This window comes from Flavobacterium sp. CR10 (genome assembly GCF_055814415.1).
This window is the reverse complement of record NZ_CP185985.1, coordinates 3,186,261-3,202,027: the sequence shown is the minus strand read 5'-3', so window position 1 is coordinate 3,202,027 and position 15,767 is coordinate 3,186,261. Positions and strand designations below refer to the sequence as shown.

The 15,767-nt window shown below is 39.0% G+C and carries 5 protein-coding genes; 3 read left to right on the top strand and 2 right to left on the bottom strand.

The window, feature by feature from the left end; translation table 11 throughout:
* Positions 1 to 124 precede the first annotated feature (124 nt).
* The 3 genes from ACNRYB_RS14105 to ACNRYB_RS14095 are packed head-to-tail and all read left to right on the top strand — an operon-like array spanning position 125 to position 13,876.
* Positions 125 to 10,957 carry a PKD domain-containing protein gene (locus ACNRYB_RS14105; RefSeq protein WP_473727628.1) on the top strand — a complete coding sequence of 3,611 codons (10,833 nt, stop codon included), beginning with the start codon at positions 125 to 127 and terminating at the stop codon, positions 10,955 to 10,957.
* 54 nt (positions 10,958 to 11,011) lie between these two features.
* Positions 11,012 to 11,935, top strand: coding sequence for a PorP/SprF family type IX secretion system membrane protein (locus ACNRYB_RS14100; protein ID WP_473727627.1), 924 nt, complete (start codon positions 11,012 to 11,014; stop codon positions 11,933 to 11,935).
* Positions 11,936 to 11,947: 12 nt separating this feature from the next.
* The gene (locus ACNRYB_RS14095) at positions 11,948 to 13,876 is read left to right on the top strand and encodes an OmpA family protein (protein ID WP_473727626.1); all 1,929 of its coding nucleotides are present in this window, start codon (positions 11,948 to 11,950) and stop codon (positions 13,874 to 13,876) included.
* Between the two features lie 191 nt (positions 13,877 to 14,067).
* Here the strand turns inward: ACNRYB_RS14095 and ACNRYB_RS14090 are convergent, their stop codons facing one another.
* Together ACNRYB_RS14090 and ACNRYB_RS14085 are read right to left on the bottom strand one after the other, a co-directional pair.
* Positions 14,068 to 14,481 (bottom strand): 3-hydroxyacyl-ACP dehydratase FabZ family protein, encoded by a 414-nt coding sequence (locus ACNRYB_RS14090; RefSeq protein WP_473727625.1) that lies wholly within the window; start codon positions 14,479 to 14,481, stop codon positions 14,068 to 14,070.
* Positions 14,482 to 14,641: 160 nt separating this feature from the next.
* Positions 14,642 to 15,622, bottom strand: a complete 981-nt coding sequence (locus ACNRYB_RS14085; protein ID WP_473727624.1) for a glycoside hydrolase family 43 protein — start codon at positions 15,620 to 15,622, stop codon at positions 14,642 to 14,644.
* Positions 15,623 to 15,767: the final 145 nt, after the last annotated feature.

The window sequence follows — 15,767 nt, the reverse complement described above, 5'->3', positions numbered from 1 at the left end:
CTTTAAATTTGAGTAACCCCAAATAATACATTCAAAATCTTAACTACAATCAATGCTCAAAATCAATTTATTAATTTAAGGTAGTTATAAATTTGTTGTGCTGCCTTTTCATTCCTGATTGCTTATGGCACAATTTTATTTTTCTTGGAGAATTTGCACTTTATCAAAAAAACTGGCTTTTGCTGCTGTATTCATTTTTCTTTCAATTTTTCAAATCAATGCACAAAACTGTACTGTAAATGCAGGAGTATTGAATGTTACTATTTGTGAAACCGACGCATTGGTTTTAACGGGCAACAATCCAAGCCCGATTATCGGCACAGTCAAATGGACACAAATTTCGGGTCCAGCTGTAACTATCAATTCGCCAACAAGTATGAGTACAACTGTTTCTGGCTATACGGGAGGCAATACCTATATTTTTAGATACAGCGCAACCTGCAGCGATGGTATTGTATCCTATCAGGATAAGGTTGTTAATGTAAAACCCATAACAATAGCCAATGCTGGCGCGAATATAGCAAGCTGTCCAAATAATAACGGAACATTAGCGATTATTGCAAACACTCCTCAAAATACTGGAGAAACAGGATATTGGGAAATCGTGGGCGCAAATAACGCCGGAGTTGTAATTAATTTTCCAAATTTAGCCACTTCAACAATCAGTCTGCCTGACACAAGCTGCGGTGTTACGACACTTCAATGGGTTATTGAAGGACCAGAATATGCTCCGGGACAGCGCTGTAGAACCACTTCTCAGATAACAGTGACCAATTATGGAGGTGTAAAGCCTGTATCGGCAGGTCCAGATCAGACTTTAAGCAATTGTTACACTACAACGCAATCCACTAATTTAAATGCTACCTATGGAGGTTGCGGACTTAACGGACAAAATGGACAATGGACATTTGTGAGCGGACCAAATACGCCAACTATAAATAATCCAAATGCAAATAATACAAGTGTTTCAAATTTAGTTGAAGGAACTTATACGTTCAGATGGACTGTCACAGGACCTTGTGCTTCTGGAAATGATACAGTTGTAATTACTGTACCACCTGCAACTCAGGATGTAACGCAGCTGCCTGGTGGAGACGAAAACATATACTTTTGCGACAACACTATAAATCAGGTTACTCTTGTTGCACAATCGCCTTTGTATGCAGGCGAAACTGTTGCTTGGTCTCAAATTTCTGGTGACAGTGGTGCCGTAATTGTATCGCCAAACAATCCTACAACATTGGTAACCAATATTTTTCAAGGAGGTGATCCGTATCGTTTCCGTTATACTCTTACAAACAATAATACAGGTTGTATTTTTACCAAGGATTATATTGTACAGTATAATGGCGCAACTAGAACGATTGTAGCAAATGATGGTAAAGATATTGTTGGAAGCTGTAACGCAACGGTATTCACAATTCCGCTTGCGGTAACTGGAACTGGTTCCAATCAATACCGTATTGTAAGTGGTCCTCCACTCTCTCCTTTAGGGCCATTTCCTACTGCTTTGACAGACGTTGGAAATTCTCTAACCTTAACACTTACTGCTCCCGGAGAATATACAGTTGAATTTATCAGGAAACAAACTGGAGCTCTAGCTGTTGAATGTGATTTCGGTTTTGACACTCTTAATATTTTGGTTTCTGGAGATCCTACTCCATCAAATGCAGGAACTGATGTTAGTCTGCCTTGTGGAGACACCTCTACTATTCTTTCTGGAGTTAGCACAGATGACGGCTTGCATTTTTGGAGTCAGCTGAGCGGTCCCAATACAGCTACAATTGCCGATAATTTTGCGGTTGATACGCCCGTAAGTAATCTTATTTCAGGAACCTACGTTTTTCAATATATTACAAAAGGCGGCGGTGCTACTTGTGGTTTTTCTGTGGCAACGGTAACCGTTTACGTTTCGGATAGTTCAATAGATAATGTCGATGCTGGAGTTGACCAAGTTACCTGTGCTGGTTCGCAGGTTCCCCTTATGGCTGTCCAAGCCTCAGCTGGTGAATTTGGAACTTGGAGTCAGATTTCAGGTCCCGATGTAATTACTTTTTCAGATGTAAATAATCCAAATGCCATTGCCTCTGGATTTATAACGCCATCCTCTACATATGAATTGCAATGGACTGTTGCTTATTCGCATCCAGGACCTTCTTGCGGTGGATCTGTTTCTGATACTGTAACAATTGTAACGAATAATAACAATGCACCGACAACATCAGATGCAGGACCAGATGCGTGTTATTCTTCAGGCACAACCACTTTTAATCTTAGCGGAAATACACCAGTACTAACTGATTTTGGTACTTGGAGCGTAGAGCCATCGGCTGGCGTTGTTTTTGCAGACGTAAATGATCCAAATACAATAGTAACCGTTCCTGGAAACGGAACCTATATTTTTACATGGTCAATTATTTCTAGGTTCCGAACCTGTCTTCCGAGCGAAAGTAGCGTATCTGTGACAGTTGCAGAAACTCCTCCAGTTGCTAATGCAGGTCCAGATCAGGAAACATGCGGCGATACGGTAACAATGGCTGCTACACAAAGTGGCGGATCAACAGGCACATGGAGCAGAATTTCTGGCGTCGGGAATTACACTATAAGTGATATTCATGATCCAAATGCTGTTTTTACTTTCTCATACAGTGGATATTACATTTTCAGATGGACAGTTGATGCCGGTATTTGCGGTCAGGCATTTGATGATATCAATCTAACTATCGGACTTCCTCCGCATCAGGCTGCAGCAGGTCCAGATCAAAATATATGCAACAACAGTACAGTTACCATGGCAGGCAATGCCTATGATAGCTTTTTCGAATCAGGCCAGTGGTCTGTACTTACTGGTTCACCCAATCAGCCTCTAATTGTAGAGCCTTCCAATCCGAATACCGAAATTAATGGTCTTATAGCAGGGACATATACATTTAGATGGACGATAACTGCAAAAAGCATCTTTTTATGCCCAGGCAGTTTTGATGATGTAGTCGTAGTGGTTGACCCAGCAGCAAATGCGGGACAAGACCAAACCTATTGTGATGTTACAAGTGTACAGCTTATAGCCAACGAAAATTCAACAGGAACTTGGTCACTGACGAGTACAACAGGAAACCCTGCTGATGTTATAATCACACAATCTCCATCAAATAGCTACATTGCCAATGCAACTGTAGTTCCCGGAAACGATTATGTATTTACATTCACCACCAATACCACTACATTTCCAAATGGCGGTACATGTACTGGAACTTCAGATTCTGTAAATATTACTATTTTTAGTGGCGCTAGCATTGACCCTAATGCTGGACCAGACCAAACTCTGTGTATTAGTGATGTTGGAGGTGTTGCTACAATGAGCGGAAATACTCCTCCTCCAGATGTTACAACCTTTGAATGGCGATTTGTCTATCAGCCATCAGGAAGTGTCGCGGTTATTGACACTCCATCAGCGCCATTGACAACGGTTTCAAATTTAACTGTTCCTGGGCTTTATATTCTCGAATGGGTATTTCAAAGCAACAATTGCCGAACTCTTTCTGATATTGTCCGAATAGAAATGAATGCGCCTCCAAGTACGGCCAATGCAGGTCCAGACGATACCGTTGCCTGTCAGACTACTTATAAAACGGCGGCAGTTCCTCCAACAGTAGGTATAGGAACATGGACCTTTTTCTCTCAGCCTCCTGGAGGAAATGCTGTAATTGACAATCCAAACAGCCCAGTTACTACTTTATCAAATATTAATGTTTTAGGAACTTATATCTTAACATGGACCGTGACTAATGGTCCATTTACGAATCCTTCATTATGTCAGCCTACATCAGATCAGGTAGAAATAACTTTTAATGATGTACCGCCATCTATAGCCAACGCGGGACCTGATCAAGAACTCTGTAATGCTACCAGCGCCACTATGAATGCGGTTGCAGTAACATCAGGTATAGGAACATGGACACAGGTTTCTGGTCCAAATTCGGCTGGCATAGCATCGCCAAATAATGAAAATTCCTTAATGCTAGGACTTATACCTGGCGCTTATGAGTTTAAATGGACGGTTACAACTGCCAATTTAAATGGATGTTTTTCTGAGGATACGGTTCTTGTAACCATATACGAACAGCCTTCAACTGCCAATGCAGGACCAGATCAGATCGTTCCTCAGTTTTCAACTATCAATATGAATGCGGTTGCTCCAACAGTCGGCACAGGAACCTGGACTCAGACTTCAGGCCCGAGTACAATCGGATTTACCAATCCTACTAGTCCAACAACAGCTGTAACAGGAACCATTCCTGGCATATATACACTGCAATGGAGCGTAACAAACGGAAATTGTGCCGTTTCATCAGACACAATGACTCTTAGAATATTGGCTGTCGCAGATCTTGAATTAACCAAAACAGTAACCCCTACAACAGGAAGCGCTGGCGATGTGGTTACTTTTAATATAAATGTTTTTAACAACAATGCACTAGGCGGGTCTGTAACGGCTACAAATGTTGCAATACGTGACCATATACCATTAGGATTTGCACTTGTTGCGGGATCTGTCACTTCTGCAGGAATATATAATGTTGGCGACAATACTATTACATGGAGTGGTTTAACAATTCCTAGCGGCAGCATTTTAAACTTATCATTCAAAGCCACTATATTACCTTCTGGCGGATCTTATGTAAATACTGCAGAGGTTATTGCTTCAGACCAATTTGATCCAGATAGCACGCCAAACAATCAAGACCCTACCGAAGATGATCAAGACAGCGCTACAGTAGTGCTTGATTTGGCCGATTTGTCGCTTAAAAAAACAGTTTCTCCTACTACCGTCAGTATAAATGACAATGTTATTTTTACCATTTCAGTAACTAACAGCGGACCGAATAATGCTACTGGAATAACGGTTTCAGACAAATTGCCTCCTGGATATACTTATGTAAGTGACAATGGAGCAGGAAAATACAATAGCCTAACAGGAATTTGGAATGTTGGCAATTTGAACAATGGAAACACTCTTTCTTTACAGATTACCGCTAAAGTGAATGTCGTGACATCAATGAACGATTACTTTAATACGGCAGAAATACAGACTGCCCATCAGTTCGATCCTGACAGTACTCCTGGAAATGGTGTGACAACAGAAGATGATATATCCACAGCCTCTGTTTCTCTAAAACAAGCGGATTTGGAACTTACCAAATCCGTCACTCCTACTTCTGCCGCGGCTGGAGAACAAGTTAACTTTACTGTAAACTTGACCAACTTAGGGCCTGGAAACGCAACTGGAGTTGGTGTAAGGGATATTATTCCTGTAGGCTATACTTTAATTCCTGGTTCTGTATCAAACGGTGGTACCTATCAAGTGGCTACAGCTACTCTAGAATGGAGAAATCTATATATTCCTGCCAATTCAAATATAGATCTGACATTTAGTGCTATCGTCAATCCTTTAGGAAACTACCTTAATGTTGCTCAAGTCATAACCAGCGATCTGCCAGACCCTGACAGTGTTCCGAATAACAATGTTCCTACTGAAGATGATCAAGATGATGCGGAAATTACTTTCATTGGCCCTTCTGCTGATTTATCTCTGGTAAAAAATGTAGTTGCGGGCAATACAAGTCCAGTAGTTGGCAGCCAGATTTCTTTTGAACTTATTATTAAGAATGACGGCCCGAATAATGCAACTGGTGTGCAAGTAACCGATTTGCTCCCTTCAGGCTATCAATATGTAAATTATAGCTCTTCTGCTGGTTTGTACGACAGTACGACCGGTATATGGAGTGTGGGCACTGTTGATTCTGGCGTTTCTGAATCTCTTATTTTGGATGTAAAAGTACTGTCTACAGGCGATTATCTTAATATTGCGCAAGTTACAGCGAGTGATCTTCCCGATCCTGATAGTACGCCTAATAATGACGATGGAGATCAAAGCGAGGATGATGAAGACAATGCTATTGTAACTCCTATTCCGCCATCGGCAGATTTATCATTGACAAAATCTGTTAGCAATGCAACCCCGCTGGTTGGTTCTATGGTTACTTTCACCATTATAACAACAAACAGCGGACCGCAGGATGCAGCGCTTGTTCAAGTAACCGATCTATTGCCTTCTGGTTATACTTTCAACAATTTTAATGCAACGAGTGGAACTTATGATAATGCAACCGGTTTATGGACATTAGACATATTAAGAAACAGCGAATCTGAAACATTACAGATTAATGCTATAGTAAACCCAACAGGAGATTACACTAATATTGCTGAAGTTACCAACAGTGATACTCCTGATCCTGACTCGACTCCAAATAACGGAGTACCGACTGAAGACGATTACGGAACGGCAACCACTACTCCTATTCCGCAATCTTCTGATTTATCATTAACCAAAACAGTTAACAATCCGACACCTTTAGTAGGATCAATTGCTACTTTTGAAATTGTGGTAACCAATAATGGGCCTCAGGATAATTTTGGCGTGCAAGTGACTGATTTGCTTCCGTCTGGTTACACTTTTACAGGATTTACAGTTTCAACAGGAACTTACGATACTGCTACAGGAATATGGACAGTCGGCAATTTAGTGGCTGGCGATTCTGAAACGCTTCAAATTGTTGCACGAGTTAATCCAAGCGGCGTTTATCTTAATAAAGCCGAAGTAACTGCTGCCAATCTTCCCGACCCAGATTCAATGCCAAATAACGGAATTACGACAGAAGATGATTACGCAGAAGTAACGACAACACCGATTCCAACGTCAGCAGATTTATCGCTAACCAAAACAGTGAGCAATACTACTCCACTTGTAGGTTCTCAAGTAACTTTCAGCCTTCAGGTAACGAATTCAGGTCCGCAAGAAGCAGACGGTGTTACCGTTACAGATTTGCTCCCTACGGGCTATACATACGTGTCATACAGCGCTACAACTGGAACTTATGATCCTAGCACAGGGCTTTGGGATGTTGGAAATATGCCTGTCACAGATTCTTATACTTTGCAGATAACAGCTTTGGTTAATGCAGCAGGAAATTATACTAATAGTGCAGAAATCACAGCCAGCAGTCAGCCTGATCCAGATTCGACTCCGAATAACGGTATTACAACTGAAGACGATTATGCAGAAGCTTCAACAACGCCAATAGCAACATCTGCCGATTTATCGTTAGCTAAAACAGTAAGTAATGCTACACCTCTTGTGGGCTCTCAAGTAACTTTCAGCCTTCAGGTAAACAATGCAGGACCGCAAGCCACAGATAATGTAACAGTAACCGATTTATTGCCTTCAGGCTACACGTATGCATCTTACACTGCAACAGCTGGAAGTTATGATGCTTTAACAGGAATTTGGTCTATTGGAAGTATGCCTGTTGCATCAAATCATACTTTACAGATAACCGCTGTAGTTAATGCTGCAGGAAATTATGTCAATACTGCAGAAATCACAGATAGCAGTCAGCCAGATCCTGATTCTACTCCAAATAACGGCATCACATCTGAAGACGATTATGCTGAAGTGTTAACAACACCGATAACACAATCATCTGATTTGTCATTGACCAAAACAGTAAATTATTCTACTCCTCTTTTAGATACTTTTGTCACTTTTGAAATTGTAGTTACAAATAGTGGCCCTCAAAATAATACTGGCATACAAGTCACTGATCTATTGCCTGCAGGCTGTACTTTTGAATCATACACTGTTTCTACAGGAACATATAATTCTTTAACAGGATTATGGAATGTAGGTAACTTAAACACAGGACAATCTGAAACCTTACAAATTAAAGCATTGGCGAGTGCAGTTGGAAACTATGTTAATATTGCTGAAGTTACAGCTGCGGATCTTCCTGATCCAGATTCAACTCCAAATAATGGAGTTCCAACAGAAGATGATTATGCTACAGCCCAAATTACAGTAACAGCGCCTAACCCCCCAATTCAATTATCTGATTTATCATTAACAAAAACAGTTAATAATTTAACTCCATTGGTAGGTGCTTTGGTTACTTTTGAAATTATTGTAAACAATAAAGGACCTAGAGATAATTCCAATGTCGAAGTGACTGATTTACTTCCATCAGGATACCGATTCATAAATTATAGTACAACCAAAGGAGTTTATGACAACGCTACTGGAAAATGGACAGTCGGATCATTAAATAATGGCGATTCGGAAACTCTAAGAGTTACTGCTATTGTAAACCCGTCTGGAAATTATGAAAATATAGCCGAAGTTACTGCAAGTAGTTTCCCTGACCCTAATTCAACTCCAGGAAATGGTGTTCCAACAGAAGATGATTATGGAGCAGTCACAACTAATCCAATCATGTTGGTTGCGGATTTATCGTTAACTAAAAAAGTCAATAATACTACTCCATTAATCGGATCTTCAATAACTTTTGAAATAGTGATAAACAATGAGGGCCCACATGATACAAGAAGTGTTGAAGTGACAGATTTGCTGCCTTCTGGATATACATTTTCTAGTTTTACCGCTACAAAAGGAACCTATAACAATGTAACAGGAAAATGGACTATTGGCTCGTTAATAAATGGAGATTCACAAACACTTCAATTAACAGCCATCGTAAATGCAACAGGAAATTATACAAATATTGCCGAAGTAACTGCAAGCAGTCTGCCAGACCCTAATTCAACTCCTGGCAATGGCGTTCCTACCGAAAATGATTATTCCAGCGTTATAACCACCCCTACGCCTCCAATGGCTGACTTATCTCTTGTTAAAACTGTTGTCGGCGGAAACTTAAGTCCAATTTTTGGAGCAACTGTTACATTCGAAATAACCGTAACAAACAGTGGCCCACAAAATGCAACTGGAGTAAAAGTAATTGATATGCTACCAAGCGGTTATGAATATGTAGTTTATAGCTCAACAGCGGGACAATATTATAACACAACAGGAATTTGGGATATCGGCACAATACCAAACGGAGCTTCAGAATCCTTACTAATAGGCGCAAAAGTCAATACAACAGGAGTTTATCAAAATGTAGCCGAAGTTTATGCTTCTAATGAATTAGATCCTGATTCAACTCCAAATAATAATGCACCAGGTGAAGACGATATTAGCTCAATATTGCTAAGTCCAGTTCCTGCGCTAGCCGACTTATCTCTTGAGAAAAAAGTAATCAATAACAATCTAACTCCAGCTGTTGGATCTCAGATTTCATTCTCAATCACAGTGACCAATTCAGGTCCAAGCAACGCAACTGGAGTTACAGTAAAAGATGTGTTGCCGTCTGGATATGATTATGTATTTTATAATTCTACTTCTGGAGCCTACAATAGCACGACTGGTGAATGGAATCCTGGTGTTATCCTGCCTGGAAATAGTCATACGCTTTTGTTAAATGTTTTTGTAAAAAGTCCGACAGGCACACCAGATGAATATCTAAATATAGCAGAAATCATGACCGCTGATCAATTTGATCCAAACAGTACACCTGGCAACGGTGTTACTACGGAAGACGATTATGACAGTATTTCTGTTACGCCTGTAATAGTAATGGCAGATTTGTCTATCAGTAAAACTGCGCTAAATCAAAACGCAGTATATGATGTTGGCTCAACAGTTATTTTCACTGTAACCGTTACTAATGATGGTCCTGCAGATGCGACTGGCGTAAGAGTTAAAGATCTTTTACCGCCTGGATTCACCTATCAGACTAGCAGTCCAACAAGCGGTTTATATAACTATATTACTGGAGTCTGGAACGTTGGCAATATTCCAAATGGAACCAATCAGTCGTTAGATATTTACACCACAGTAAACAAGCCCACAGGTGCAGCAGGCGAATTTACAAACATTACCGAGGTAATTGCCAGTAACCTGCCCGATCCAGATTCGACGCCAAATAATGGAGTTGAAACGGAAGATGATTATGACAGTTTGACAATCAATGTTGCGATTGCAGATTTAAGTCTTGAAAAAACGGTCAGCAATAAAAATGCAAATGTAAACGAAGTAGTAACGTTCACGTTACAGCTTAATAATGATGGACCAAGTACAGCGACAGGAGTTGCAGTCGAAGATATTATACCGCTAGGATACAAGAATATTTCTGCCATAAATAATGGCGGTATTTTCAGCAATAATATGATAAAATGGGTAAACCTAACAGTTCCTGTTGGCGGCATTTCGTTAACCTATCAAGCAACTGTTGCCAATCCGCTTGGATTAGAAAGTGTTGACTATGTCAATATTGCTCAGGTGACCGCAAGCAATCAATTTGACCCAGATTCTACTCCAAATAATGATAATGGAGATCAAAGCGAAGACGATGAAGATTCTGAATTTATCAATATCCCTGCTACTGACATAGCCATCAACAAAGAAGTGGATAAAACCGATGTGCCAATGGATTCTCAGGTAATCTTTACCATTACAGCAGAAAATCGAGGCAGTATAACCGCCACAAATGTAGAAGTTCAGGATGCGCTGCCAAAAGGATACTCATTTGTAAGTTCAACTGCAACATTAGGAACTTATGATCCTAAAACGGGCATCTGGGATATTCCATCAATTAACACTGGAGCTTCTCAAACGTTGACTTTAACGGTTAAAGTTGTCGATTTTAATGATTATCTGAACACAGCACATTTGACAAAACTCGATCAGATAGACACCAATTCGGCAAACAATCAGGATAGCGCAACCGTTTCTCCAAACTGTCTGAAAATCTACAATGAGTTTTCACCAAATGATGATGGCCAAAATGATTTCTTCTATATCGATTGTATCGAAAGATATCCTAATAACCAGCTGGAAATCTTTAACCGCTGGGGTAATTTGGTTTACTACCAAAAAGGCTATAAAAATACTTGGGATGGAAAAGCTGATGGCTCAGCCAAAACGCTTCCTGAAGGCACCTATTTCTATATTCTTGATTTAGGAGACGGATCTAAAAAAACCTCTGGATGGGTTTACCTTAAATAAGCCCATTTAGAAAAGAAAAGTTTAAGAATAGGATTAACCAAAATAGAATTGGCTATGATTAAAAATATAAAAAAGGTTTTCGCGATAATTACTCTATTCTCGATATGTGGAGCCTTTGCACAGCAGGACCCGCAATACACGCAATATATGTATAATACAATGACCGTAAACTCAGCTTATGCAGGTTCTCTAGGACATTTGGCCATAACAGGAATTTACAGAACGCAATGGGTTGGTATTGAAGGCGCTCCAGATACTCAAAGTTTTTCATTAGACACTCCTCTCGGAAAAAATGTCGGTCTTGGAATCTCAATTGTAAATGAAGAAATCGGACCCACAGAAGAACAGTATTTAGATGCAAACTTCTCTTACACCATTAAATCTGGCGAAACGCACAAACTTTCCTTTGGTCTAAAAGGCGGCGGGCGCGTCATCAATATCGATTGGTCTAAAGGAAGCTATAAAGATCCAGATGTGCAATTTCGTGAAAACATAACCAATAAATTTCTACCTGTTGTGGGCGCTGGGTTGTATTGGCATGGAGAAAGAGATTATATAGGAGTCTCTATTCCCAATTTCATGACCCGAGAACGATACACTTATGATGATATCAGCGAAGATTTAGTCAATCAGAGAATACACGTTTATCTTATTGGAGGTATTGTATTTGACCTTTCGGCGCATACCAAATTCAAACCTGCCGTTTTTGTAAAATATGTTGCTGGAGCGCCAATGATTGCCGATTTTTCAGCCAATTTCATGTTCAATAATGTATTGACGCTCGGAGCTTCTTATCGTACTTCAGATTCTGTAAGCGGACTTGTCGGAATCCAGATTACGCCAATGATTATGGCTGGTTATGCTTACGATTACACCACAACCGCTTTGCAGAATTACAATAGCGGTACGCATGAAATCATGCTTCGTTTTGAACTGGTTTCACGTAAAAAAGGACTAAAATCACCAAGATTCTTTTAATACGGATAGTCTATGAAAAGAACAATTACTATACTCGCATTATTGGTTATACAGCTGATTTATTCACAAACCAAAAACAAAACTGCCGATGCTCTTTTTGATAAGATGTATTATGTTGAAGCCGCGAAATCGTACGAACTTTCCATCAATAATGGAGATGCTTCTAAAGAAACGCTTCAAAGGCTTGGAGACTCTTACTATTTTAACACCAAAATGTCCAGCGCTTCAAAATGGTACGGCAAACTAATTGCTGAATATCCCAATGAAGTTTCTGCCGAATACCTGTTTCGTTATGCACAGTCATTGCAAGGAATTCAAAACTATGATTTGGCAAAAAAATGGATGAAGGCTTTTGCTGAAAAGCAAAAATCAACAGATCCAAGAGCTAAGAACTTTTCACTTAAAAATGTGACTCTAGAAGACATTGAAAATATAAAACCTTCTTTTCTACTTGAAAACCTAGACATTAATTCTGCTTATTCTGATTTTGGTCCGATGTTCTACAAAGGCGATTTGGTATATTCTACCACAATTGATTCTTCATATTGGAAAACAGACAAATACGGTTGGAACGATCAGCCTTACTTGAATATGCAATTGGGAAAAATAAGCGAAACGCAATCGAATGTTACTTTTAAAGAACGCTTCGGCAAAGACATCAGTACAAAATATCACGAAGCCTGCATAGCTTTTTCTCCAGACGAAAAAACGATTTATTTCACCCGAAATAATTATAACGGAAAACTGAAACGCGACAGCAAAGGCATTAACAACCTCAAAATCTTTTCTGCAACAGCAACAGAAAACAGTAATGGAACCGTTTCTTGGAAAGATGTAAAAGAACTGCCCTTTAACAGCGACAATTATTCAGTTGGACATCCTTCGGTTAGCAAAGACGGAAAAAAACTGTATTTTGTTTCTGATATGCCGGGAACAATTGGTTCTACAGATATTTTCGTAGTGGATATTTTAGGCAATAATCAGTTCTCTGAACCTAAAAATTTGGGCGAAAAAATAAATACAACTGGCCGTGAAATGTTTCCATATATCACAGATGAAGCACTTTACTTCTCTTCTGACGGATTCTTAGGATTGGGAGGCTTAGATGTATTTGAAAGCCGATTAACAGATGGCACTTTTGGTGCGCCTGCCAATCTTGGTGCGCCATTAAATAGCAATCGAGATGATTTTGGCTACATCGTAAACGAAGCGACCAATAGAGGCTTTGTATCTTCCAACAGAAAAACAGGAAAAGGCGATGACGATATTTATTCTTTTGAAAGATCCTGCAACCAAGCTATAAGCGGTTATGTTTATGATGCCATTTCAAACAATAGAATCGCTGGCGCTATGGTTACTTTAAAAAATGCCAACGGAATAAAAGTAGCAGAAACCGTTTCTCAGCTTGACGGAAAATACGACTTTAATAACAACGTAAATTGCAATACACCTTATACTGTCGAAGTCTCAAAAGAGAATTACAACAGCAGTACGAAAGCAATTGTTACAGCTAACAGTTCAGGAAAAACAGAAGCTCTTGTTGGTTTGGATCCAGCTTTAATTGCTCGTGAAAATGGTGTTTTAAAAATAAAAATCGGAATCATATACTTTGATTTAGACAAATCCGATATCCGTTATGATGCTGCAATAGAATTAAATAAAGTGGTTCTTTTAATGACTCAGTATAACACAGTTGTTATAAAAATCGAATCGCATACCGATTCTCGAGCCAATGACCAATACAATTTCGAATTGTCTGATCGAAGAGCAAAAGCCACAAGAGATTATATAATTTCTCAAGGAATAGCCCCCGAGAGAATAGAAAGCGCAATCGGTTATGGAGAAACACAATTAATCAACAACTGCTCCAACGGAGTTCCCTGCACAGAAGCACAACACCAAGTCAACCGCCGAAGCGAATTCATCATCACAAAAATGTAAAAGAAAAGCGTCCCAAGAAATACTCTCAGGACGCTTCTTTTTTCTAATATCTTTATTCCAGCAAGCATCAAGTCTTTTTCTCTTGCTTCTTACTTCTTGCTTCTTGCTTCTTACTTCTTTTCTCTTTATTCTTGCTTCTTTATTCTTGCTTCTTTATTCTTGCTTCTTTATTCTTGCTTCTTTATTCTTAATCACTGCAGCTTCACACACATCCACTCGCCTTTCATAATCAATTTATCTTCATCAAAAGCTTCGCCTGATTGTTTTATGATTTTTTCACTCGTACGAATGTTTTTTACCACAAATTTAACGAGTTTATTAAACTCAACACCTCCAAAAAACTCAACATTATCCAAACTCACCAAGCCAAAAACGCCATCTGCGATTCCCAAAAGCTTTATCCCTGCACCTCCACACTGCGCCATCGCCTCAATTAAAATCGTTCCAGGAACAAAATTAAAGTCCGGAAAACTGCCCTGAAGCCAGGCATCTTTATCTGTAAACGTCTTTAAACCAATGATTGTGTCCGTTGTATAAGAAATAATTTCATCAACAAAAAGAAATGGAGCACGATGCGGAATTAAGTCTTCTATTTTTTTAGTCATGATTTGTATTTTGGAACAATGTACGAATCTGACACGAAATAAGCAACGTTTTAAATTATATCTCTATTAACACTTTGCAACTTCTTCTTTCATAAAACAAAAAAAAGAGGTACCAAAGCATCTCTTTTCTTCCGTTATAAACTCTAAAATCACAAAGCTTTTATTCTTGCAGCAAAACAAAACTTTTAGCATTTGCTTTGATTTTATTTCCTTCAAAATCAATATCAATAATTGCTGCTTTTCGAGGTGAAACCCCGCTATTGCTAAAATGCGTATGCAGCACATATTTCATTTTTCCGTTTTTATCATAGAAAACATCACCGTGGCCAACTCCATTAATTCCAACATCTTTTTTACTAATGATCGGACTATCTGTCGCTTTTTCCCAAGGCCCAAGCGGACTCTTAGCAGTTGCATAGCCCACTGCATAATCTGGATTTCTAAAATCGTTGGCAGAATAGATCAGATAATACAAATCATTATGTTTTATTACCGTTGGCCCTTCTGTAACAGGCCAAGAAACATTTTGAGTATTTTCCCACGGAAGAACGCCAGAAATGCATTCTTTAAGCGTTTCTTCTTTAATTCCAGACAAATCATCTTTCAGTTCGGCTACAAAAATTCGGTTACCATCAGTCAAACGCACGTGATAAAGGTATTTTTTGCCATCCTGATCAACAAAAACAAACGGATCGATCTGTTTGCCCAAATTAAACATTGGAGCCTTAGAATCGCTTTTAAATGGCCCGATCGGATTTTCACTGCTGGCGATGGCAATATTCTCATCGGCGGTATAAATCATATAAAATTTATTATTGTATTTAAAAACCTGTGGCGCCCAAAAACCTTTTGTTCCGTAAGCATCTCCTTTTTTTAATGCTAAACCATTTTGCGCACCAAATGGACCATTCCATTTTTTTAAATCGGAAGAAGTGTACACCTGAAAACCTTCTCCATTAGGAAAATCTCCCGTCGTTGTTCCGTACAAATAATAAACTCCATTTTCATAAAAAATCGTTGGATCTGCCAACAAGATCGGTTTCTCTTTTGAAAGCGTTTTTTTCGCCGTTTCTTTCTCTTGAGAACAGCAAATAAAGACACAAAATAGACTTAATAGGCTAAAATATTTTTTTATTTTCATTATTAAACTTTTTATTTAATTAATTCAATTTAAAAACTAAAAATCAAATAGTTAAAACATTACTATAGAAAACCTCTATGATACAAATTTTGTTAAAAACTCATCAAAAAACTCATTTTTATTTTTCAAAAAAAAGTCTTTCCCA

Bases quoted from the DNA above. Each gene is read 5' to 3' on its own strand.
- ACNRYB_RS14085 (WP_473727624.1), bottom strand. From the start codon at position 15,622: ATGAAAATAAAAAAATATTTTAGCCTATTAAGTCTATTTTGTGTCTTT.
- ACNRYB_RS14105 (WP_473727628.1), top strand. From the start codon at position 125: ATGGCACAATTTTATTTTTCTTGGAGAATTTGCACTTTATCAAAAAAA.
- ACNRYB_RS14100 (WP_473727627.1), top strand. From the start codon at position 11,012: ATGATTAAAAATATAAAAAAGGTTTTCGCGATAATTACTCTATTCTCG.
- ACNRYB_RS14095 (WP_473727626.1), top strand. From the start codon at position 11,948: ATGAAAAGAACAATTACTATACTCGCATTATTGGTTATACAGCTGATT.
- ACNRYB_RS14090 (WP_473727625.1), bottom strand. From the start codon at position 14,481: ATGACTAAAAAAATAGAAGACTTAATTCCGCATCGTGCTCCATTTCTT.